The sequence below is a fragment of the endosymbiont of Riftia pachyptila (vent Ph05) genome, from assembly GCF_000224455.1.
Classification (GTDB): Bacteria; Pseudomonadota; Gammaproteobacteria; order Chromatiales; family Chromatiaceae; genus Endoriftia; species Endoriftia persephonae.
In genome coordinates this window covers 1-19,240 of the sequence record NZ_AFOC01000076.1, presented here as the reverse complement: position 1 = coordinate 19,240, position 19,240 = coordinate 1, and the positions used below count along the sequence as shown (strand labels likewise).

The window sequence follows — 19,240 nt, the reverse complement described above, 5'->3', positions numbered from 1 at the left end:
GAGGCCTGACTGCGGACGTGCAGCAGATTCGCATCGACCACGCCCTGCTGGGGCGCCTCGCGCGGGTGCAAATCGACATATTCGCGGGCGACATAGGCGTTGCCCTGATTGAACTCGACCTCCAGCCAGCCCTCCAGCTGGGCGAGCAGCTCGACCCGGTTGCCCGCCGTCAGGGTGCCGAGTATGGCGCTGTTGCTGTCAGGCTGCTGGCGCACGTTGAGCAGGTTGGCGGTGACACGGCCGATGAGGCGCGATGGTTGCTCGACCAGATCGACATAATCGGCATGTAAAAATGCTGGTTGGCCCTGGTAGAGGACCTCGAACCAACCCGACCGTTCGCCGGTGATGTCGATCAGAGTGCCCAGGGAGTACTCGCCCAGCTTTCTCCCCTGCTGGCTGGGTTGGGCGCGGATATTCAGCCGTGAAGCGGTAATGGTACCGATCATGGAGCGCTCCTTTGTTGTGGCCCGGCGAGCGGGTGGTCCTAGTGGATAGGATTGCGGGCGGAGTGGCCGATCGTTGCGGTGAGGCTGGGTGCAGCGGACCCTTCATGATGTTTTTGTTCTCTATTATTGAATAGCCAAGAGGCGGCTATCTTACAAGTCTTGGAGGCGTGTCTAAAACAGCTCGATGCCCGAATCATCCTCCGACTGCTCGGTCGATTCGGATGCCTGGCTGCTGATGAACGCCTGCACCAGGCTCTCTTGGTTGCTGATGACGCTCTTCAGATTGTGGTTGATAGTGTAGAAGACTTCGCTGATCTCTTGCCCGGCATCCATCTGCTGCATCGCCTCTTCGATGGCGCTGTCGATGCGGTGGAGCAGATACTCCTCCTGATCCTCCTCCAGCCCCATGCGCATCATGTCGTAGCTGATGTCGTGGACCAGATCCTGCAGCAGCTTGTTGCTGTGGTCGCGGTTGACCAGGATAGTTTTGGCCAGGTGATAGAGGCTGCCGCGGATCTGGCTGAATGAGCGTAGCAGTTCATGGTTTTGCTGAGTCAGCGCTGCCTGGGTGGCGAGTACATTGATCTTGGTGTTGACCGCCGAGAGCAGGATCGGGAACAGATCTTTCAAACGCCCGTAGCGATCCATATCCTCCAGCGGCATGTTTTTGACGAGTAGGCTGGCCTGAGGGAAGTTGATGATGGTGCGGGCGCCAAAATCGAAAAAGCGACTCTCCTTGTCGTTCATCTCGATCAGCTCTTTTTCCAGCGGACTGATGCTGCCTTGGGAGGAGAACCAGTGCAGCTCATCATTGGCGCTGATCAGTAGTACGCACTCCAGTGAGAAACGAGTGGTGGTGTTGAACAGCCCTTGGGCGATCTCATCGAAGTTGGAGTAGCTGAGGCTCTTCTCCAGAAAATGCATCGCCTGAGCCAGTTCGCTGGTGCCGGTGATGGCGATGATGGCGGTCTGCTGCGCCTGCTGGTAGCGTTGGCTCAGTTCTTTGCGTTCGGCGCCGTAGCGCATCAGCACATTGATGCGGGCCAGCAGGTGTTCTGCCTCGAAGGGTTTGACCAGATAGTCATCAGCGCCGACCTCGTAGCCCTGCAGGCGTTCCCTGAGCGTGCCGTGGGAGGAGAGGAAGACCACAGGGATATCCTGGGTCTCCGGCAGACTGCGCAGTCGGTCGCAGACCTCATAGCCGTTGATGCCCGGCATCTCCACATCGAGCAGGATGAGATCCGGCTGCTCTTGCTGGGCGATCGCGATGCCCGACTCGCCGTCATCCGCCGTTCTGGTCGACAGCCCGCTTGCCGCCAGGGTCTTGCTGATCAGTTTCTGGACGAATCTGTCGTCGTCGATGATGAGGACATTGATCTTGTCTGACATGCTTGTCTTTCTTCGGCAAATAAGGGGCCGGATCCGGTTTGAAGCACCTCGCTCTGTAGATGGGTAGCGGTTGATCCGCCCAAGACTTGACCTGACCGTGCCCCTTGAGTCGGGGCGAACTAGATCAGCGCATAATCGGTTGCAGCTGGATGGTTTCCGGCGGCAGACAGACCTCGTCGCTGCAGGCCTGCAGCTGAAGCTCCAGATCCAATAGCGTGGCACCGCCGTTCCCCGGCGTGCGCTTGTGCTCCAGCGTCGCCTGGAGTTGGATATTGCCTTCATAGACCAGCAGAGGGTCGTGCTGGAAGGCGAGCTTTTGCTGCACTGGCGAGGGATAGGTGACCGGGGCCATGTGCCACTCGTGCTGGTTGTTGGCCAGGCGCAGCTCAGTGGGGATCAGTGACTCGCCGAGGGGGTGGTGGGCATTGATATGCCAGCCTTCGGGGATCTGGATAGCCAGCTCGAGCAGCTGTTTGTTGTCACTCATGGGTTTGAGCCCAGCCTCAAGGCGGATGCCGCCGAGGGCAGCGTAGCCGCGATGGGTGCGTTCGCCCTGGTTGAGATTGTCGACCGCGCTGAGCATGTAAGTGTAGCCGTTGGGTTGCCGTTCGATGTTGGCGGCGAAGTAGGCGATCAGGCTCTCTGCGGCGGTTTTATAATCTAGGTGGCCGCTGCGTAGCCAGAGCCGCTGCAGCAGATGCAGCGCCACCGAACTGCCAGAGGCGATGGCGTTGTCGGAGCCGCCGTCGCGCGGTCGGCCCATGGCGTTAAAATGGTCTTCCCCTGCCTCGCTCATGTAGAAACCACCATCCTTCTCCTGAAAGCGGGCGAGCATCGCATCGGCCAGCTCGCGGCTTCGGCTCAGCCATTTTGGGTCGCCGGTCAGGTCGTAGAGATAGCTCAGTCCCTCGCCGAGGTAGGCGTAGTCCTCCTGGTTGGCGGAGATGGAGGATTTGCCGTCGAGATGGACCCGCCAGAGCTGGCCGGCGCCTTTGCGATTGTGCTGCCAGAGGAATTCGGCGGCCCGTTCGGCGGCCTGGCGGTAGCTGTCTGAATCGAGCAGATCGGCGGCTTGGGCGAAGGCAGTGATCATCATGCCGTTCCAGGCGGTGACGATTTTGTTATCGCGTAGCGGGTGCTCGCGCTGTTCGCGGATCTGTCTCAGCACCTGATTGATATGGTCGATGCGCTGGTGTAGCGCTTCGAGGTTCATCGACTTGGTCTCGGCGTACTCCTCCAAGCTCTGTGGCAGATGCAGGATGTTGCGCCCCTCGAAGTTGCCGCGCTCGCTGATGGCGTAGAGTTCGATCGCCAGGCCAGCATCGCGGGGCTCTAGGGCATCGCGGATCTCCGCCGGGATCCAGGTGAAAAACAGCCCCTCTTCGCCGGCGCTGTCGGCATCCGTAGCAGAATAGAAACCACCGCTGGGGGCGGTCATTTCGCGCAGCACATAGTCGAGGGTCTGGGTCACCACCCGGCGATATTGCTCTTTGCCGGTGAGGCGCCAGGCGAGCAGATAGATCCGCGCCAGCTGCGCCTGATTGTAGAGCATCTTCTCGAAGTGGGGCACCAGCCACTCGTTGTCGGTGGAGTAGCGGTGGAAGCCGCCGCCGGCCTGGTCATAGATGCCGCCGCGGGCCATCGCGTCGAGGGTGACCTCGAGCGCCTGCAGCGCCTCTGGATGAGGCTGGCGCTGCAGCTGGTCGAGCAGCAGGAAGAGCCAGGGTTCATGGGGGAATTTGGGGGCCTGGCTGAAGCCGCCCTGTAGCTCGTCGAAGCTGCGCAGCATTTGCGCCACCGCCTTGTCGGCGGCCTGGGAGTCGAGCGCCTTGGCCTTGCCGCGCTGGCTGTTGGCTGCCTCGACTGCCTTGGCAACCCGCTCGGCCTGCTGGCGGGTGTCTTCGGGGCGCTCTTCCCAGATGGTCTGTATCTGCTGCAGGACGCTGGCAAACTGCTGCGGCGGGAAGTAGGTGCCGCCGAAGAAGGGTTTGCCCTCGGGGGTCAGCAGGCTCGACATCGGCCAGCCGCCGGACCGGTCATCAGCATCACCGCGGTCATGTAGGTCTCGTCGATATCGGGGTGGCTTTCGCGGTCCACTTTGATGGCGATGAAGTGCTCGTTGAGGAAGCGGGCGATCGACTCATTCTCGAAGCTCTCCCGTTCCATCACATGGCACCAGTGGCAGGTGGAGTAGCCGATGGAGAGGAAGATTGGTTTGTTCTCCCGCTTCGCCTTGGCGAAGGCCGCTTCGCCCCAGGGGTACCAGTCGACCGGGTTGTGGGCGTGTTGCAACAGGTAGGGGGAGTCTTCGAGGATCAGGCGGTTGAGGTAGCGTGGTGAGCCGTCCGCTTCGAGGTGCTCTGTGCGTGGGCGGTAGCCGACTCCCTTGGCGAGGTAGGCGGCTTTGAGTTGTTGTTGGATCTGCATTGGGCGTGTCACCTGGTAGTGGGTTGGGCGCCCCTCCGCGCCGAACGCCTGCCAGGAAAGGGTGAGCAGTAGTGCGGCGAGGAGTTTGGTATGCATCGGTTTAGGCTCCCTCTGCCAGCAGTCTATCGATCAACTGCTCGCCCATCACCGGACTAAAACTGCCGAATTTCTGCAGCCGTATGATGCCCTGCTGGTCGATGATCGCCATCTCCGGGGTGCCGCGGGTCTGGAATCGCTTCATGGTCTCGGGGATCTCTCCTTGCCGGGTTGGTGATGGTCGATGCCGATCAGATGGTGGATCTCTTTCTCTTTGAGATAGCGGCGTAGGCGCTCTGGGGGGTGGTAATTGTGGCCCTCGAACACGGTGTGGATGCCGATCAGTACGGTTCGATCTGGTGCCGGTACTTCTCTCCCCAGCGCCGCATCAGCGGCCCAGAGAAGCTGTTGCAGCCGGGGCACCAGAGCTGGAAGAAGTCGATCACCACCACCTTGCCGCGTAGCTCAGCCAGGCTGGTGCCCTCGCCGTTGATCCACTCGCTGATCTGCCATTCAGGGGTGGGCTTGCCACTGCCAAGGGCGCTGCCGGCCATAATTAAAAACAGCAGGCCGAGCAGCGGGTAGAGGGGGGCTGCCGCATCGCACGCCACCTTTAGAATTCGAGCTGGACTTTCTGTTCCATCGGCAGGTTGGCATCTTTGGCCCATTCGGCGGTGGAACCGTCGTAGAGCTGGGCTTCTTCGTTGCCTAGCAGTTCATGGGAGACGAACCAGCCCAGTGCGGCGCGGTGTCCAGTGTGGCAGTAGTTGATCTGTTTGCCCTGCAGCGGCACACCGGCGGCGGCGTAGATCTTCTTCAGGTTGTCGAGGCTCTGGAACTGGCCGCCGCCGTTGACGGTGAGCCAGTCGTAGGCGAGATGGATGGCCTGCGGCAGGCTGCCCGGGCGCTCTTTGTCGCCGCCCCGGTAGATGCCGAGATACTCGGCACGGCTGCGGTTGTCTACCGCCAGCGCACCATTTTCCAGGGCCGCCTTGACGGTCTGGCTATCAGGCCGGAACGCCGTGCGCAGTTTTGCTTTGAAGGCCTTTGGCTTGGGTTGGTTGAGCCCCTTCTGCAGTGGATAGACGCGCTTGTTGGCATAGTTGATCAGGCCGCCGTCGAGGATCGAAACTTGGTCGTGGCCGAGGGCCTTGAAGGTCCAGTAGATGCGGGTGGCGCTGGCCATGTCGCCGGCCCCGGAACCCATCACTACCAGCACCACCTGGCTGTCGTTGTCGATGCCGAGGCTGCCGATCAACTGCTCCAGCCGGGCTGGTGGCGTCATTAGCTGGGGCGTGCCTTTGGGTGATGTCTGACGCCAGTCGCCATAGTTGCTATTGACCGCGCCGGGTACGTGGTAGCGCTGGTAGCTGTTGCGGTCCTGCAGGTCGAGCACCACCAGGTTTTCATCCTTGAGGTGGGCATTGAGCCATTCGGCATCCACCAGGGGGGTGGCGAACAGCGGTGTGAGGGTGAACGCAAGCAGCAGGCCGGTCAGCAGTCGGATTTTCATTGGTGTTTTTTTCTTCTGGGTTGGAGGGAGTGAGGATGAGACACCGAGGGGAACCACCAGGTTCCCCTCGGAGCGGACTCAGGAGCTGATGCTGATACCGCCGATGCCGCTGGCGTTCATCTGCATCATGCGATGTTTGCCGGCGGCTTTTTGCGCCACGGCCATCAGGAACTCATCGACGTTTTCGTACTCCATCTTGTTGGCGAATTCCAGCAGTGTATCGACCAGCTGGCCGGTGGCCGCGATCTCCTCGTGGCTGCGGCCACAGCCCTGGCAGTGGGTGCCGTCCTGGGTGCAGTTGTTGCCGCCTTGGCAGGGATTGAATTTCATGGAAGCCTCCGGTGTCGTGGGAAAGTGAGGCGCTATTCTGACAGCCGAGGCGAGTGGGATAAACACCCTGCAAGCGGTAGGTAGGGAGGGGCGGCTTTTCTTGCATCGCATTGAAAAGCAGTGAATATCCTTATACCGTGCAGCGCACACGGGGGCGCTGTTGGGCCGCCTGTGTGACATAATAGACTCAAAATCTGAAGGGGTTTGTGATGCTCAAGCGAACAGCGGTATTTCTGATGTTGTTGGTCCTGGTGCTGGTGCCACTGGGGGCGGCGGCAGAGCAGGATGCCTTTGACGAGGCGGAGGCGGCGTTGTTGGCTGGGGATTATGATAAGGCGTTCAGGAAGTATCTGCGGTTGGCGCGGGACGGCAGCCCCAAGGCCCAGTATGAGCTGGGGCTGCTCTATCTGCATGGCAAGGGCGTCCGCAAGAAGGTCGACCGCGGGGTGGAATGGCTCAAGGAGGCGGCCAACAATGGCTCCTACCTAGCGGCCAATGAGCTGGGCAATATGTATATCTCTGGAAAGGATGTGCTGCGGGACGAAAAGCAGGCGATCCACTGGCTGCAGCAGGCCGAGAAGATCAATGAATCGACCAATGAGGCCGATGTCGAGTGCGAGTAATTTGCTGATATGAAATTCAGCGACTTCGGTTTCAAGGAGAACCCCTTTTCCATCACTCCCGATCCCCGCTACCTGTTTCTCAGTCGCGGTCATGAGGAGAGCCTTGCCCACTTGATCTATGGGGTCGGGCCCAATGGCGGTTTCGTTCAGCTCACCGGCGAGGTGGGTACCGGCAAGACAATGCTGGTACGCAGCCTGCTGGAGCAGCATCTTGAGAATGTCGAATTCGCTCTGATTTTTAATCCAAAACTCTCCCGTCGGGCGTTTCTCGCGGCGATCTGCGACGAGCTGGGGATCAGCTACACGGGGCCGCCCTACTCGCTGAAACAGCTGATCGACAACCTGACCCGACATCTGCTCGAGGCCCATACCGCCGGGCGCAACACCGTGCTGGTGGTGGATGAGGCGCAGAATCTCAGCCCGCGGGTGCTGGAGACGGTGCGCATGCTGACCAACCTGGAGACAGCGCGCCACAAGCTGCTGCGGATCATCCTGGTGGGGCAGCCCGAGCTACAGCAGATGCTGGAACAGCGGGAGTTGCGCCAGGTCGCCCAGCGCATCACTGCACGTTTCCACCTCTCGCCCCTGAGCCGCAAAGAGACCTCCGACTATATCCGCCACCGGCTTGAGGTGGCTGGTGTTAGTGAGCATCTGTTTACCACGGCGGGGATGTGGCTGACCTACTCGCTCTCGGGCGGCGTGCCGCGCATCATCAATACGATTTTGTGAACGAGCCCTGCTGGCGATCTTCGCCACCGATGCGCGCCGCGCCGGCGTGCGGCTGGTGTGGCGGGCGGCGAAAGAGATCAGGGGACGGAAACGTAGGAGGCGGTGGTCGAAGGTGTGGATGCTTGGCTTGCTGCTGGGCGTGGTTGGTGGCGCCAGCTGGTGGTTGGCGCCGCTGATTGGTCCACTGAAATTGGAGTCGCAGCAGTTGCATGTCGTCCCGGAGCTGCCGGTATCAGCAGAAACGATGGAGAGCGGGGAGCAACCACAGCATGAGGCCGGGCCGCTGGATTCCAGGGCAGAGGGGGATGGTTCGGAAGCGTCGCTGAGTGAACACATCAGTCAAACCGATGATGGTGAGTGGGCGGCGCATGCGCGCCTGTTTGCGCTCTGGGGCTTCTCTCTGACTGATGGCCTCGCCCTGCAGCCTTGTGAGTATGCAAAGGAGCTGGGGCTGCGCTGCTTTACCGATGTGGCGGGATGGGAGGATCTGGAGCGGCTGAATCGTCCAGCGCTTTTGTACCTCAATGTGGCGGGAGAGAAACGTTATCTGCTGCTGAAGGCGTTGCATGGAGAGCAGGCGATTGTTGATTATGGTGCTGGGGAGAGAGCGGTATTGCGGAGTGAGATCGCACCGCTCTGGCGGGGCGAATTCACCATGTTGTGGCGCCCTCATGCTGGTGAGGCGCTGATTGGCCCGGGTAGCGATGGGCCACTGGTGACTTGGTTGCGGCGGCGTCTGGCGCTGTCAAACGGGATTAAATTGAGTGCCGATGGAGTGTCGCAGCAGTTTGATGAAGAACTTGGGGTGCAGCTGCGGGAGTACCAGCTGCGAACAGGCCTGAAGCCCGACGGGGTGGCTGGACAGAAGACCCAGATTCAACTCAACAATCTGCAGCTGATGGTGGGAACGCCGACGCTGACAGGCGTGAGCTTGGTGGAAGGGGAGTAGCATGTCGCTGATTCTGGATGCGCTGAAGAAAGCGGAACGCCAGCACCGTTTGGGAGAGGTGCCGCGTCTGGGTGGACGTATGCACCGCATTGATCCTGGGGTTGGGCGTGGGCTGATCTATGCGCTGCTGTTTCTGGTGGCGTTCGGCATGTTGGCGCTGGGGCTCTATCTCGGTGACAGCGAGCCTTTGGAGCCTACGCCCTATGAGACTGCGTCCGGCAGTGAGTGGCAGCCGCCTGCCGCGGACCCGCAGCAGAGGCCGTCTGCGTTGCGCTCCATGCTGCCGCCAGACGGACCTGCCGTTGCCCAGCCAACACCGCCGGTTGCAGCGGTACCGGAGATTCAGCCAGCGCAGCCAGCCAGCGTTGAGGCAACGGAAGAGGCGCCGGCGTCGGTTGCTTCAGGCGAGCCGTTGGGCAGCCCGCCGGCAGTGGCCTCCAAACCTCGGCCGAGACCCAAACAGCTGAGTGAGTTGTCAGCCGGCTTTACGCAGAACCTGCCGGAGCTGAATATCGACATCCACTTCTTCGATGAGCAGGCAGCACGACGTTATGTGTTGATCAATCTGCAGAAGTACCGTGAAGGTGACTATCTCAGCGAAGGTCCGCTGCTCGACGAGATCCTCACCGATGGGGTGGTGCTGGAGTATCTGGGAGAGCGGTTTGTGTTGCCGATCGGCAACCAGTAGCCGGCGCTACTGATCGAGCATTCGCCGGTAGCGTGACCAGTCGAAGGCCGGGCCTGGGTCACTCTTGCGCTCTGGGGCGATGTCGGCGTGGCCGGCAATCCGCTCCGGGGTAATGGCCGGGTAGTGCTGCATGATCTCCCGGCTGGCGCGTGCCAGGCTGGTGTACTGTGGGTCGCTGTAGGGGGTCTGGTCGGTGCCCTCCAGTTCAATGCCGATGGAGAAGTCGTTGCAGCGTTCGCGGCCATCGAAGCAGGAGACGCCGGCGTGCCAGGCGCGTCGCTGCAGCGGCACATACTGCACCAGTTCGCCATCGCGGCGAATCAGCAGGTGGCTGGAGACCTGCAGCGTGGCGATCTCCGCGAAGAAGGGGTGGGCCGCTGCCGGCAACTGGTTGCTGAAGAGGGCGTCGATCCAGGGGCCGCCGAACTCACCGGGGGGCAGGCTGATGTTGTGGATCACCAGCAGGTCGATGATGCAGTCTTCCGGGCGTGCATCCTGGTTGGGTGAGGGGCAGTGCCGTGCCCAGTCGATCCAGTCGTCGCCGTTCTGCTCCAGATCAAGCACCGCCTCAGTTGCTCTTCTTCAGCCCTTTCAGCACCATGTCGGTGAAGCTGACGATGCCGACGATCTCGCCATGCTGCTCCACCACTGGCGCACGCGACAGGTCGAAGCGGGCAAACAGGCGCGCGCAGTAGCGGATGTCCATCTCCGGTGAGACGGTGAGCACCGGCTTGCTCATGATTTCATAGATGTTGACCCGTTCTGGGGCGCGATCCTTCGCCAGCACCTCTCTGGCGATGTCCGACAGCATCACCATGCCGTACTCGTCGTTTTCGTGGCGTTTTTTTACCAGCAGACACTTGGTTTCTACGTGGATCATGGTCTGCAGGGCGGACTTTACGGTATCCATGCCGTCGACCAAATCAAAATGGGTCTTCATCACATCCCGGATGCGGGTGATTTGTTTGTTGTTCATATCTCCTCCTCGATGACCTGGGCCAGAGTCTGGATCTGGTGACTGACGCCGACGGCGTCCTCGATGTTGAGCTGGAAGGCGATGCCGGTGCCGGGGCGCTCGTCGAAGTGGCCGGCCTCGGCGATCCGCTCCAGGATGGTGCGGCTGAGGTGCTCCTCCACCATCAGCAGTACCATGTCGCGCTGGGTCTCCAGGGTAAGGCCGAAGAAGGTCTTAGCCTGCTTCACGCCCTCACCGCGGGCCTGATTGATGACGGTGGAGCCGGTGGCGCCTGCTTTGCGTGCTGCCTCCAGTACGGCGTTGGTCTCGCTGTCTTCCACCAGAGCAATGATGAGTTTGAATCGCATCTCTATTTTCCTGGACGAGTTAACCGTGTTTGCGTTTGCCCCACCACTCGCTGAGCTGGGCATAGGCCATCACCGACATGATCGGGAATAGGCTGGCGAAGGCGATCAGGCCGAAGCCGTCGAGCAGCGGACTACGGCCGGGGATGCTGCTCGATAGACCCAGCCCCAGCGCTGCTACCAGCGGTACTGTCACCGTCGAGGTGGTGACGCCCCCGGAGTCGTAGGCGAGGGCGATGATGGTGCGTGGTGCATACAGGGTCTGGCCGATCACCACGATATAGCCGCTGATTATGTACCAGTGTAGCGGGGTGCCGCTGATGATACGGTAGCTGCCAAGCGCGATGCCTGCCGCCACTCCGATCGCTACCGCGATGCGCAGCCCCCATTCGCTGATGGCGCCGCCAGAGACCTGGTTCGCCTTGATCGCGACGGCGATCAGTGAAGGTTCGGCGATGGTGGTGGAGAAACCGATGGCGGCGGCGAAGAGATAGACCCAGAGATAGTGATGCCAATCGATCTGGCCGTCCTCGTCGAGGCCAAGGAAGACCGGATCGGTCAGCTGAACGGCCATCAGTCTGCCGAGCGGGAACAGAGCCAGGTCGAGGCCCTCGAGGAATAGCGCCAGCCCCAGCAGCACCAGCATGAACCCCATCAAGACCTGCTTTGCGTTGAACAGCGGGCGGCGCAGCACCAGGAACTGGAAGCCAAACAGGATGGCGGCGATCGGCAGCACATCGACCACTGTGCCGAGCAGAGTCTGCAGCAGATGGAGCAGCATCTCCATCAGAGCAGCATCCCGTAACCCATGACGAAAATCATCGGCGTCAGTGAGGCGAAGGCGATCAGGCCGAAGCCGTCAGTCATCGGGTTGCGCCCCTGGATGCTGGAGGCGAGTCCCACTCCCAGCGCGGTCACCAGCGGTACGGTGATGGTGGAGGTGGTGACGCCGCCTGAATCGTAGGCGATGCCGATGATCTCCTTGGGGGCGAAGGCGGTCATGATGACAACACCGAGATAGCCACCGATGATCAGGTACTGCACCGGCCAGCCCTTGATAATGCGCAACACGCCAAGCATGATGGCTATGCCCACTGAGAGTGCCACGGTGTAGCGCAGGCCGCCGGCGTAGTCGGCTTTGGCTGCCTCCTCATTGACGATCATGCCGCCCCCCGCAGCGACCTCGGCGGCCTCCTGGGCGATCTTAATCAGGGCGGGTTCGGCCACCGTGGTGCCAAAGCCGAGGGCAAAGGCGAACAGCAGTAGCCATAGCAGGCTGCCCTTGCGGGCGAAATCCCATGCCATCGCTTCGCCGAGCGGAAACAGCCCGATCTTCAGTCCGTGGATGAACAGGCTGAGCCCCAACACCACCAGCAGGGTGCCGCCAAGCAGGCTGCCCAGGTTGGGGATTGGCTGCTGCAGCACTACCATCTGGAAAAAGGCGATCACCAGAACAATCGGCAACAGATCCCTGGTGCTGTCGAGTAGTGAGGCGACGAGTAGTTGGATGGTCTGCATGTGTGGGGCGTCTGGCAAATGTTGGCAAAACCATACCCCAGGGGAGGGGCGCATGTTAACCTTGTTTGGGTATTGTTGGTGCGGCAGGCGCCCATGATTCGTTCAGAGACTCCCTAGTCAGGCTGTTCCGGGAAGGCTCTGGTGTCAATGGCAGGCTTGGTGGTTACTAGGAAGCCTCGGGCTGGCTTCTCTGAGATGCGATCTTGGCCACAATATCAACTACGATTTGTGTTGCTGGAGGCCGTTTATCGGGGGGGCGGCTTAAGTGATCCGCTGAATGGGCGATAGTAAGTAGTAGGTACAGCATTGAATGCCCTACGGCAAAATGCTAATTTTGTGCGAACCGACGACAGGATCAGGGAGCTTGCTGGTCTGGCTTCAATTATCTGTGAGGCCAATCGCAGTCACACAACAACAGTTGGATTAGTATTCCCGAAAGTGTCTAAGCAACGGATATGGTAGGCCTTTTTAGTTGATCCAGGTAGCTGAGACCAGAAGCGTATTGCATTATGCAACGGCAAGACAACATCATCTCTTTCGACGGGCAAGAGAGCCCAAAACGTCGGATCTCTCTGGACGCGAATAGCCGCAGGCTTATCGATGCGTGTCGAAAACTAGTCGTCAAGATGCTCCCTCAGTTGATGGCGGGGCTGTTTGAGAAGCTCGACGATGCGATGTATGAGCTTGCCGATAAATCCGAACACAACTCCCTTCAAAGCACCTATTTCAACACCATGCGTGACCTGCGCAAGGATCGCGTGCGTATCGACCGCGAATTCTGCCGTGAGGTGCTGGATCGCTACGATCGTTTTTGGGAGACGGGTGAGGTTGATGTATCGCAGCGCTCTTTCGACGAATTGAGCCGTGAATCGGAGATGTCGCTGCTCGACGATAATGAGCTGGAGGATTCACTGGCACTGGTCAACATGATCTCCAAGGGCGAGAACCGTTACTCCCGTGAACTCTATGCCCTGGGGCGGCGCTTTGCCCACATCGCCAATCTGGCCGATGAGGTGTCGAGCCAGAATAACCCGCTCGCCCCGGCGGTGATCTGCACCGCCTTTCAGGAGTCGTTGCGCAGTCTGCCAGTCGAACTGCCGGTGAAACTGATCATCTACAAGCAGTTTGACAAACAGGTGATGCACTATGTTGGTGGGCTCTATGACGAACTGAACCTGCTGCTTGGCAAGGCCGGGGTGATCGCCAAGCTGACTCCGCGGGTACGGCGCAATCCGGTCGCCCCTGCGGTCAAACAGGCCAAGCATGATCTGCACGGTGATTCCGAGCTCAGCGAAGAGGTGGATGAGCTGCAGGCGGAGGTGTTTGAACGGCTGCAGGGGCTGTTGGCCAACCGTCGGGGAAGTTCGTCATATCCGGCGGCTGGTGGAGTCGGCGGCGTGTCGCTGCCAAGTGTAGATACAGTAGAGCTGTTGGGGGCGCTCTCTGCGTTGCAGCAGTCGAATGTGGTGATGGTGCCATTTGGCGCCGCAGAGCAGCATCAGGATGATCTGCGCCGCCGCCTGGATTCCGATCTACGCATGCGCGATGGCAGCGAGGTCCAGCGCGCGTTGGGCGATATGGATAACGACACCATCGATGTAATCTCGATGCTGTTCGAGTTCATCCTCGACGATCACAGCCTGCCCGATGCGATGAAGGCGCTGTTGAGCCGCTTGCAGATTCCGATGCTGAAGGTCGCGATCATCGACAAGACCTTTTTCAGCAAAAAGGTCCACCCTGCCAGACAGTTGCTCAATAATCTGGCACAGGCAGCGATCGGCTGGAATGAGGCCAGCGATCGGAAGAGCGATCTGCTCTACCAGAAGATCGAGTCGGTGGTCAAAGCGATATTAACCGAGTTCGTGGATGACCCCGCGATCTTTACTGAACTCAACGATGACTTCTCAAAATGGTGGGAGAAGGAGCAGCGAGGCGCCGACATTGCGGAGCAGCGCACCACCCAGGTTAGTCGCGGCAAGGAGCAGTTACGGGCGGCCAAGCTGAGGGTGACCGAGGAGATCAACTCTCGCCTGCAGATGCAGCCAGTCATTCCCCATGTGGTGATCGCACTGCTGAAGGATGGATGGAAGGATGTCATGCTGCTCAACTACCTGCGCCAGGGCCCCGACAGCGATGATTGGAAGGAGTCGCTGGAGATAGTCGATAAACTTCTCTGGAGCGTACGCCCCAAAGAGGAGTATGCGGAGCGCCAGGAGTTGCTGCGGAATATTCCTGAGCTGCTGCGTAACTTGCGTGAACGCCTCAACAGCATCTCCTTTGACCAACATAAGATGGCGCGCCTTTTTAAGGAGTTGCAGAATTGTCATATCTCTTGTCTGCGCGGCAAAGAGTTGCCTTCGCCGGTCAATACGGCGATGGCGGTGGCAGAAAAGCAGGTCAGCTTCCCGGACAGCCGCCTGTTAGAGACCAGCTCACTGCTGGCCGATTCGGAGGTAATCGAAACGCCCTCGGTGCCCCATGACGAATTTACCGAGATTGCCGAGAATCTGGAGGTCGGTACCTGGCTGGAGATGGATCAGAAGCAGGGGGATGGCAAGCTAAGGGTGAAGCTCTCCTGGAAGAGCGATGTGAGTGATGCCTACATTTTCGTCAACCGTAAGGGCGTGAAGGCCCTCGACCTGACCGTGCAGGGGCTTGCTGCGCGTTTTCGCGAAGGTTCAGCCCGAATGCTGAGCGATGGCTCGATGCCGATTATGGATCGGGCGCTGGATGCAATGTTGGGCGCCCTGCACGATACTCGTGAAGGCGCGGTATCGGCCTGACTGGTTGACTCTTTCTCGTCCTGGTTTTACTTTCCCTGCCCATCCTCGAGCACCCCGGTAGCGGGGTGATCGATCATCAATCACCTTTTGCCACTAGACAGATGGAGAACTCAATGAGCGATAAGATCACCGATTCCGGTCTGAAATACGAAGACCTGCAGGAGGGCGATGGTGCTGCTGCAGAGAATGGGCAGCGGGTTTCGGTGCACTATACGGGCTGGCTGACTGATGGCAGCAAATTCGACTCCTCCCTGGATCGCAACCAGCCATTCAGCTTCTCGCTCGGGCGCGGCATGGTGATCCGTGGCTGGGATGAAGGGGTTGCCGGAATGAAGGTGGGCGGCAGGCGTAAGCTGACGATCCCGCCGCAGCTCGGCTATGGTGCCGCCGGGGCAGGCGGGGTGATTCCACCCAATGCGACACTGGTGTTCGAGGTAGAACTGCTGGCGGTGGATTGAACCCTATGCCGGAGTTGCCACAATCCCGATTGATCTCCGCCCAGGTTGCGCTGGCACTGGAGGAAGACCTGGGGTGCGGTGATCTCACCGCATTGCTGATCGATGCCGGTTCGGTCTCCCGGGTGGAGGTGATCTGTCGTGAACAGGCGGTGTTGTGTGGCTGCGCCTGGTTTGACGAGACCTTCAGGCAGCTCAATCCGGCCATCGAGATCGAGTGGCTGGCAGCAGATGGCGAGCGGTTGCAGGCCGGTGCGACGGTCTGTCGTCTGCAGGGTGACACCCGTAGTCTGCTCAGCGGCGAGCGTACGGCGCTGAACTATCTGCAGACCCTGTCGGGCACGGCGACCCTGGCGCGGCGCTACGCCGAGCAGGTCGCCGGTACTGGGGTGCGCATTCTTGATACCCGCAAGACCCTGCCGGGACTGCGCTTGCAGCAGAAGTATGCAGTGGTCTGTGGCGGCTGCAGCAACCACCGCATCGGCCTCTACGATGCCATCCTGATCAAAGAGAACCATATCCGGGCGGCCGGCTCGATCGAAGCCGCACTGGAGGCAGCAGTTGCCAGCGTTGCCGAAGGGATCCCGATCGAGATCGAGGTAGAGTCTTTGGATGAACTGCAACAGGCGCTGGCGGCCGGTGCCGCACGGGTGTTGTTGGACAATTTTCCGCTACCGCAGCTGCGGGAGGCGGTCGCCCTGAGTGCTGGGCAGGTTCGCCTGGAGGCTTCTGGCGGGGTGACGCTGGAGACGATCCGGCAGATTGCCGAGACTGGTGTGGATGATATCTCGGTGGGAGGCCTCACCAAGGATCTGGTTGCTGTTGATCTGTCGATGCTATTTATCTAATGCTCAGGCCTTCTCGTCGAGTAGCGTACCGAGCGTCTCATCCGCGTGCTTGATCACTTGCACAGCGGCACTGCTTTGATGGGCGTGCTGTTTCATCTCGAGCAGGGCGCGTGAGAGATCGCTGGGGTTAGCTGTCTTGTTGCCCGGAGTGGCATTGCTGATGCTGGCGGCGACCCGGCGCATTCCCTGTAAGCTGCGCTGGATTCCCTGCAATGCCGGTGTGACGATCGATTGAATGGGCATGCTTTGCCACCCCCCATCACCTGTTTCATCCCCTATGCCGGCAAGCCGGGCTTGATCTTGAGTGGCTGCGGGTAAGATTGTGACTTTTGTGAGTAAGGCAGGGAAAGCGCTTCGCCTGGCAGGTCTCCTCGTCAGGTCCAGCGGTGCAGTGCTGGAAATACCAGTCGCAGACCACTCAGCTGAAATCGCTGGTCGGGGGGGGCGCTCTGGCGAAAACTGCTGCGCCGTAGCACTCGCTGGGTGTGTAGCGAGCCGCCTCGCAATACCCCCATATCCGGTGTGAAGGCACTGCTGGAGACGCTCTCGTCAGGGAAGGGCTGGAACTCGGGGTAGCCGTGAAAGTCGTTTTTACACCACTCCCAACTACGGCCGAAGTCGCGCAGCACCTTGGTGCGGACTGCTATCTCCCACTGGTATTCGTGCTGTACCACAGCGCCCTCGTAGGGCTTGCCTTGGGACGAGACCCAAGCGGCGAAGGCGCGCGCCTCATGGCGGTTGATGCCGGCAAGCGGTTCATCGGCCATCAGATCGATGGCGCCATTGAGGCCGATCTGGTACCAGTTCCCGTTGGCGTCATGGCGCCAATACTCGGGTGCCTTGCAGTCGGTTTGCGCCAGCCAGTTGCTGCCTGCCTTGTCCCAGTTTCGGGCGTGGCGTAGCCGCCGGCCTGCATGAACGCAAGGTATTGGCCATTGCTGACTGGTGACAGAGCGATACGGAAGCTGCTCAGCTCCACTAACTGAGGTGGTAGTTCATTATCGTAGGCGGAGGGCAGATGGCGTGAGCCGATGCGATAGTGGCCCTGCGACAACTCCTTGGTCTGCCACTCGATTGGCCTGGGTTGCAGCGGATGCTTGGTCTGGTGGTCCGGTGCGGCCAGCTGCAGCTGGCGCTGGTTGAGCACCAGCAGCATCTGCTCGTAGAGCTTGGCCTGTTCCTGCACCAGAAACCACTGCAGTCGCTCGTTCTCCAGTAGTGGACTGGAACCCAGCATGCTGGGGTTGGCGAGGCGCATCAGATGGTCGTCGCGGACCTCTGCGGCCCAGTTGCGCAGGTGGTCGCTGGGGGGGAGCTGGGCGCACTGCGCCTCGAGAGAGAGATCGCCAGGAGTGAAGAGCTGGCTGACGCGCTGTGTGAGGCTGTCGTCACCGGCGAGCTGCTCCCGCAGCCAGTAGAGTTCCAGATAGACGCCACGCCCAAACAGCCAGTTGAGCGAACCCAATTGCGGATGGTACTGACGTTTGGCCTCTTCAGGCGTTACCGATGCCAGCAGTTCGTCCTGCATCTCGTAGAGGTTGCTGAGGGTTCCCAGTATGGAGGGTGCGGTCATGCGAGGCGTCTCCGTGTCTGTTGCAACCCGCTATGGTAGCGGAACGGCACAGGGATCGGAAATTGGCCGGATACCACTCAGGAGAGATCCTGGTGGTCTGTTATTCAGGTCGGTCGCGAGAGGAAGATGGGTGCGGGTTGATGTGAGAGATTCCAGCTTGTTTGCGCATGCCAAGCTGGAGTCTCTCATCGGTCTGGGAAGGGATCAGACGCAGCCGGTCGGCTTGGGCAGGCCGCCATATTTGGTGATCGGCTTCATTGGGCCGGTCAACCAGAGCTTGAACATCTCTTTCTGGTTGGCTCCCAGGTATTTGGAAAACTTGCGGATCGGCGGCACTGTTGAGTGCTCTTCGTAGTACTCGCGGGCTTTCAGCATCTGTTCCCAGCGCTCACCAGAGAGGTCGAAGTCGTCCGCTTCGGCCATTGCCTTGGCGATCTCTGGTGTCCAGAGATTCATGTCGGTCAGATAGCCGTCGCCGTCGCGTGTAGGGATTTCAATGCTCATGCTCAATACTCCAGGATAGGTTATAACCAACTAATTTAGTCAGGATTTAGATGAATTCTAAAGTATTTGGTCTGGTTATATCTACCATTAACTTAATGTGGAATTATTTTTTGAGCAGTCAGCCCTGCTCGGTCGGCTTGTTTTCGTCCAGGATCTGCCCCGTGTTGAACCAGCGCGCCGCACCGAAACCGCCGACGAAGTAGAAGCGCTCAGGGATCAGCCGGTAGAAACGGAAGTTGAGCTGTTCGAAATAGGGGCGGCTGTCAGGATAGTGGTGGAAATGGCGCTCCAGTAGTGCTTCTGAGGGGGAGTTGATGGCCTCGGCGCGGGCCAGCGCGGTGAGCCGCGCCAGCTGCTGCACATCCCCCTGGCCTGGCTCAACCAGAGTCAGCGAGCAGCCGGGCTCAGCCTGCAGGTTGCGGGTGTGTTGTGCCAGATGGGCGAGTAGCAGCAGCGGCCGGCCCTGACGATCGAGAGAGTAGGGGGCCAGTGAGCCGAATGGGTAGCCTTTGTGCTCCAAGGAGCGGGTCGAGAGGATGCCGCTGCGACTCTCCTGCCAGAGTTGGTGGGCCAACTGCAACTGCTGTGGTGTGGCAGAGGGGCTGCTCGGCTCCGTGGGCGGTTGAGGCCTGGTCATGGTTGCTCAACTCCTAACCGTGCCAATTTTCTCCTCCACCGAACGGATCTTCTGCGCCAGACGTTGATCTTTTCCCTGGCGGATATCCAGCTTGAGTGAGGAGTAGACACGTCGGCAACCCTGGCGCTCGAGCAGCTGATAGGCACGCTCCACCAGGGCCAGCGCATCGCCCAGCTCGGCGGTCTCGATAATGGTGCCCATCGGTGTTAGCTGATAGTCGACGCCGCTGTCGCGGATCATGGCGATCACCTGGCTGACCTGCTCGCTGACGCTCTCCCCCTGATCGGTGGGAAACATGCTGAATTCCAGTAGTACCGACACTTTCACTGCCCTCCGTTGTTCGCAGGCTACTCTAAACGGCGGCCAGTGTCGGGTGCAAACGGCTAAATTCATCCTTGGTAGCCTGAGGCCAGGCCTGATCAGGCCCGGACTGCGCAGTTCACAAATGTTCACAGGGTTCTGTTTGGGTGGG

Annotated in this window: 25 protein-coding genes and 1 pseudogene; 7 read left to right on the top strand and 19 right to left on the bottom strand. The window is 60.1% G+C overall.

From position 1 onward, the window contains the following. The 8 genes and pseudogenes from RIFP1SYM_RS11890 to RIFP1SYM_RS11860 form a co-directional block, all read right to left on the bottom strand. The coding region (locus RIFP1SYM_RS11890) for an SH3 domain-containing protein (protein ID WP_039960392.1) at positions 1 to 446 on the bottom strand (446 nt) is incomplete at its 3' end. A 171-nt stretch (positions 447 to 617) separates the two neighbouring features. Further along, a complete protein-coding gene (locus RIFP1SYM_RS11885) occupies positions 618 to 1,835 on the bottom strand; it encodes a response regulator (RefSeq protein WP_039960391.1) in 1,218 nt (405 codons plus the stop codon). 124 nt (positions 1,836 to 1,959) lie between these two features. Further along, entirely contained in the window at positions 1,960 to 2,322 is a 363-nt protein-coding gene (locus RIFP1SYM_RS18220) for a protein-disulfide reductase DsbD domain-containing protein (protein WP_240992103.1), read from the bottom strand. Between the two features lie 1,434 nt (positions 2,323 to 3,756). Next, positions 3,757 to 4,262 (bottom strand): annotated as a pseudogene (locus RIFP1SYM_RS18215) (DUF255 domain-containing protein); the annotation flags it as partial. A gap of 100 nt (positions 4,263 to 4,362) precedes the next feature. Next, the gene (locus tag RIFP1SYM_RS11875) at positions 4,363 to 4,503 is read right to left on the bottom strand and encodes a TlpA family protein disulfide reductase (protein ID WP_005964945.1); all 141 of its coding nucleotides are present in this window, start codon (positions 4,501 to 4,503) and stop codon (positions 4,363 to 4,365) included. A 136-nt stretch (positions 4,504 to 4,639) separates the two neighbouring features. Then, a complete protein-coding gene (locus tag RIFP1SYM_RS11870; RefSeq protein WP_005964942.1) occupies positions 4,640 to 4,909 on the bottom strand; it encodes a peroxiredoxin family protein in 270 nt (89 codons plus the stop codon). 2 nt (positions 4,910 to 4,911) lie between these two features. Then, positions 4,912 to 5,811 carry a sulfurtransferase gene (locus tag RIFP1SYM_RS11865; protein ID WP_039960388.1) on the bottom strand — a complete coding sequence of 300 codons (900 nt, stop codon included), beginning with the start codon at positions 5,809 to 5,811 and terminating at the stop codon, positions 4,912 to 4,914. 78 nt (positions 5,812 to 5,889) lie between these two features. Further along, positions 5,890 to 6,141 (bottom strand): DUF1289 domain-containing protein, encoded by a 252-nt coding sequence (locus RIFP1SYM_RS11860; protein WP_006474509.1) that lies wholly within the window; start codon positions 6,139 to 6,141, stop codon positions 5,890 to 5,892. A gap of 209 nt (positions 6,142 to 6,350) precedes the next feature. On the opposite strand from RIFP1SYM_RS11860, the gene RIFP1SYM_RS11855 reads away from it, so the two are divergent. From RIFP1SYM_RS11855 to RIFP1SYM_RS11845, 4 genes are all read left to right on the top strand, one after another. After that, entirely contained in the window at positions 6,351 to 6,764 is a 414-nt protein-coding gene (locus tag RIFP1SYM_RS11855; RefSeq protein ID WP_006474508.1) for a tetratricopeptide repeat protein, read from the top strand. 9 nt (positions 6,765 to 6,773) lie between these two features. Beyond that, entirely contained in the window at positions 6,774 to 7,493 is a 720-nt protein-coding gene (locus RIFP1SYM_RS16545) for an ExeA family protein (protein ID WP_005964929.1), read from the top strand. Between the two features lie 118 nt (positions 7,494 to 7,611). Then, a complete protein-coding gene (locus tag RIFP1SYM_RS16540) occupies positions 7,612 to 8,442 on the top strand; it encodes a peptidoglycan-binding protein (protein WP_050798760.1) in 831 nt (276 codons plus the stop codon). Position 8,443: 1 nt separating this feature from the next. Continuing rightward, positions 8,444 to 9,130: a general secretion pathway protein GspB gene (locus tag RIFP1SYM_RS11845; protein ID WP_005964922.1), complete on the top strand. Its 687-nt coding sequence runs from the start codon at positions 8,444 to 8,446 to the stop codon at positions 9,128 to 9,130. Between the two features lie 6 nt (positions 9,131 to 9,136). On the opposite strand, the gene ampD is transcribed toward RIFP1SYM_RS11845, so the two are convergent. From ampD to RIFP1SYM_RS11820, 5 genes are read right to left on the bottom strand one after another with little or no spacing between them, the layout of a single operon-like run. Then, positions 9,137 to 9,694, bottom strand: coding sequence for a 1,6-anhydro-N-acetylmuramyl-L-alanine amidase AmpD (ampD, locus tag RIFP1SYM_RS11840; protein WP_005964919.1), 558 nt, complete (start codon positions 9,692 to 9,694; stop codon positions 9,137 to 9,139). Positions 9,695 to 9,698: 4 nt separating this feature from the next. Then, positions 9,699 to 10,106 (bottom strand): CBS domain-containing protein, encoded by a 408-nt coding sequence (locus tag RIFP1SYM_RS11835; RefSeq protein WP_005964916.1) that lies wholly within the window; start codon positions 10,104 to 10,106, stop codon positions 9,699 to 9,701. After that, the gene (locus RIFP1SYM_RS11830; protein ID WP_006474504.1) at positions 10,103 to 10,453 is read right to left on the bottom strand and encodes a P-II family nitrogen regulator; all 351 of its coding nucleotides are present in this window, start codon (positions 10,451 to 10,453) and stop codon (positions 10,103 to 10,105) included. The genes RIFP1SYM_RS11835 and RIFP1SYM_RS11830 overlap by 4 nt, the downstream gene beginning before the upstream one ends. 19 nt (positions 10,454 to 10,472) lie before the next feature. Further along, positions 10,473 to 11,237, bottom strand: coding sequence for a DUF1538 domain-containing protein (locus tag RIFP1SYM_RS11825; protein WP_005964910.1), 765 nt, complete (start codon positions 11,235 to 11,237; stop codon positions 10,473 to 10,475). Beyond that, positions 11,237 to 11,968 carry a DUF1538 domain-containing protein gene (locus tag RIFP1SYM_RS11820; protein WP_006474502.1) on the bottom strand — a complete coding sequence of 244 codons (732 nt, stop codon included), beginning with the start codon at positions 11,966 to 11,968 and terminating at the stop codon, positions 11,237 to 11,239. Before RIFP1SYM_RS11820 ends, RIFP1SYM_RS11825 begins: the two co-directional genes overlap by 1 nt. Positions 11,969 to 12,477: 509 nt before the next feature. On the opposite strand from RIFP1SYM_RS11820, the gene RIFP1SYM_RS11815 reads away from it, so the two are divergent. The 3 genes from RIFP1SYM_RS11815 to nadC all read left to right on the top strand — a co-directional run bounded on the left by RIFP1SYM_RS11815 (position 12,478) and on the right by nadC (position 16,054). Beyond that, positions 12,478 to 14,751 (top strand): DUF1631 domain-containing protein, encoded by a 2,274-nt coding sequence (locus RIFP1SYM_RS11815; RefSeq protein WP_005964904.1) that lies wholly within the window; start codon positions 12,478 to 12,480, stop codon positions 14,749 to 14,751. Positions 14,752 to 14,864: 113 nt separating this feature from the next. Further along, positions 14,865 to 15,209 (top strand): FKBP-type peptidyl-prolyl cis-trans isomerase, encoded by a 345-nt coding sequence (locus RIFP1SYM_RS11810; protein WP_006474500.1) that lies wholly within the window; start codon positions 14,865 to 14,867, stop codon positions 15,207 to 15,209. A gap of 5 nt (positions 15,210 to 15,214) precedes the next feature. Continuing rightward, on the top strand, positions 15,215 to 16,054 hold the full coding sequence (gene nadC, locus RIFP1SYM_RS11805; RefSeq protein WP_006474499.1) for a carboxylating nicotinate-nucleotide diphosphorylase: 840 nt from the start codon (positions 15,215 to 15,217) through the stop codon (positions 16,052 to 16,054). Between the two features lie 3 nt (positions 16,055 to 16,057). Here nadC and RIFP1SYM_RS11800 read toward each other — a convergent pair whose 3' ends face one another. From RIFP1SYM_RS11800 to RIFP1SYM_RS11780, 6 genes are all read right to left on the bottom strand, one after another. Further along, a complete protein-coding gene (locus RIFP1SYM_RS11800; RefSeq protein ID WP_005964895.1) occupies positions 16,058 to 16,297 on the bottom strand; it encodes a hypothetical protein in 240 nt (79 codons plus the stop codon). A 131-nt stretch (positions 16,298 to 16,428) separates the two neighbouring features. Further along, positions 16,429 to 16,821, bottom strand: coding sequence for an SUMF1/EgtB/PvdO family nonheme iron enzyme (locus tag RIFP1SYM_RS16535; RefSeq protein ID WP_005964892.1), 393 nt, complete (start codon positions 16,819 to 16,821; stop codon positions 16,429 to 16,431). Then, positions 16,821 to 17,627, bottom strand: a complete 807-nt coding sequence (locus RIFP1SYM_RS16530) for an SUMF1/EgtB/PvdO family nonheme iron enzyme (protein WP_005964889.1) — start codon at positions 17,625 to 17,627, stop codon at positions 16,821 to 16,823. The genes RIFP1SYM_RS16535 and RIFP1SYM_RS16530 overlap by 1 nt, the downstream gene beginning before the upstream one ends. Positions 17,628 to 17,831: 204 nt before the next feature. Next, entirely contained in the window at positions 17,832 to 18,131 is a 300-nt protein-coding gene (locus tag RIFP1SYM_RS11790) for a TusE/DsrC/DsvC family sulfur relay protein (RefSeq protein WP_006474496.1), read from the bottom strand. Between the two features lie 118 nt (positions 18,132 to 18,249). Beyond that, positions 18,250 to 18,768, bottom strand: a complete 519-nt coding sequence (locus RIFP1SYM_RS11785; RefSeq protein ID WP_005964884.1) for a pyridoxamine 5'-phosphate oxidase family protein — start codon at positions 18,766 to 18,768, stop codon at positions 18,250 to 18,252. Between the two features lie 6 nt (positions 18,769 to 18,774). Next, complete coding sequence (locus RIFP1SYM_RS11780; RefSeq protein WP_006474494.1) at positions 18,775 to 19,089, bottom strand: MTH1187 family thiamine-binding protein; 315 nt, start codon at positions 19,087 to 19,089, stop codon at positions 18,775 to 18,777. Positions 19,090 to 19,240 lie beyond the last annotated feature (151 nt).

What these genes read in the sequence shown, in the direction of transcription:
- RIFP1SYM_RS11885 (WP_039960391.1), bottom strand. Translation starts at nt 1,835, where the DNA reads ATGTCAGACAAGATCAATGTCCTCATCATCGACGACGACAGATTCGTC.
- RIFP1SYM_RS18220 (WP_240992103.1), bottom strand. Translation starts at nt 2,322, where the DNA reads ATGAGTGACAACAAACAGCTGCTCGAGCTGGCTATCCAGATCCCCGAA.
- RIFP1SYM_RS11875 (WP_005964945.1), bottom strand. Translation starts at nt 4,503, where the DNA reads ATGAAGCGATTCCAGACCCGCGGCACCCCGGAGATGGCGATCATCGAC.
- RIFP1SYM_RS11865 (WP_039960388.1), bottom strand. Translation starts at nt 5,811, where the DNA reads ATGAAAATCCGACTGCTGACCGGCCTGCTGCTTGCGTTCACCCTCACA.
- RIFP1SYM_RS11860 (WP_006474509.1), bottom strand. Translation starts at nt 6,141, where the DNA reads ATGAAATTCAATCCCTGCCAAGGCGGCAACAACTGCACCCAGGACGGC.
- RIFP1SYM_RS11855 (WP_006474508.1), top strand. Translation starts at nt 6,351, where the DNA reads ATGCTCAAGCGAACAGCGGTATTTCTGATGTTGTTGGTCCTGGTGCTG.
- RIFP1SYM_RS16545 (WP_005964929.1), top strand. Translation starts at nt 6,774, where the DNA reads ATGAAATTCAGCGACTTCGGTTTCAAGGAGAACCCCTTTTCCATCACT.
- RIFP1SYM_RS16540 (WP_050798760.1), top strand. Translation starts at nt 7,612, where the DNA reads ATGCTTGGCTTGCTGCTGGGCGTGGTTGGTGGCGCCAGCTGGTGGTTG.
- RIFP1SYM_RS11845 (WP_005964922.1), top strand. Translation starts at nt 8,444, where the DNA reads ATGTCGCTGATTCTGGATGCGCTGAAGAAAGCGGAACGCCAGCACCGT.
- RIFP1SYM_RS11835 (WP_005964916.1), bottom strand. Translation starts at nt 10,106, where the DNA reads ATGAACAACAAACAAATCACCCGCATCCGGGATGTGATGAAGACCCAT.
- RIFP1SYM_RS11830 (WP_006474504.1), bottom strand. Translation starts at nt 10,453, where the DNA reads ATGCGATTCAAACTCATCATTGCTCTGGTGGAAGACAGCGAGACCAAC.
- RIFP1SYM_RS11825 (WP_005964910.1), bottom strand. Translation starts at nt 11,237, where the DNA reads ATGGAGATGCTGCTCCATCTGCTGCAGACTCTGCTCGGCACAGTGGTC.
- RIFP1SYM_RS11820 (WP_006474502.1), bottom strand. Translation starts at nt 11,968, where the DNA reads ATGCAGACCATCCAACTACTCGTCGCCTCACTACTCGACAGCACCAGG.
- RIFP1SYM_RS11815 (WP_005964904.1), top strand. Translation starts at nt 12,478, where the DNA reads ATGCAACGGCAAGACAACATCATCTCTTTCGACGGGCAAGAGAGCCCA.
- RIFP1SYM_RS11810 (WP_006474500.1), top strand. Translation starts at nt 14,865, where the DNA reads ATGAGCGATAAGATCACCGATTCCGGTCTGAAATACGAAGACCTGCAG.
- nadC (WP_006474499.1), top strand. Translation starts at nt 15,215, where the DNA reads ATGCCGGAGTTGCCACAATCCCGATTGATCTCCGCCCAGGTTGCGCTG.
- RIFP1SYM_RS11800 (WP_005964895.1), bottom strand. Translation starts at nt 16,297, where the DNA reads ATGCCCATTCAATCGATCGTCACACCGGCATTGCAGGGAATCCAGCGC.
- RIFP1SYM_RS16535 (WP_005964892.1), bottom strand. Translation starts at nt 16,821, where the DNA reads ATGGCCGATGAACCGCTTGCCGGCATCAACCGCCATGAGGCGCGCGCC.
- RIFP1SYM_RS16530 (WP_005964889.1), bottom strand. Translation starts at nt 17,627, where the DNA reads ATGACCGCACCCTCCATACTGGGAACCCTCAGCAACCTCTACGAGATG.
- RIFP1SYM_RS11790 (WP_006474496.1), bottom strand. Translation starts at nt 18,131, where the DNA reads ATGAGCATTGAAATCCCTACACGCGACGGCGACGGCTATCTGACCGAC.
- RIFP1SYM_RS11785 (WP_005964884.1), bottom strand. Translation starts at nt 18,768, where the DNA reads ATGACCAGGCCTCAACCGCCCACGGAGCCGAGCAGCCCCTCTGCCACA.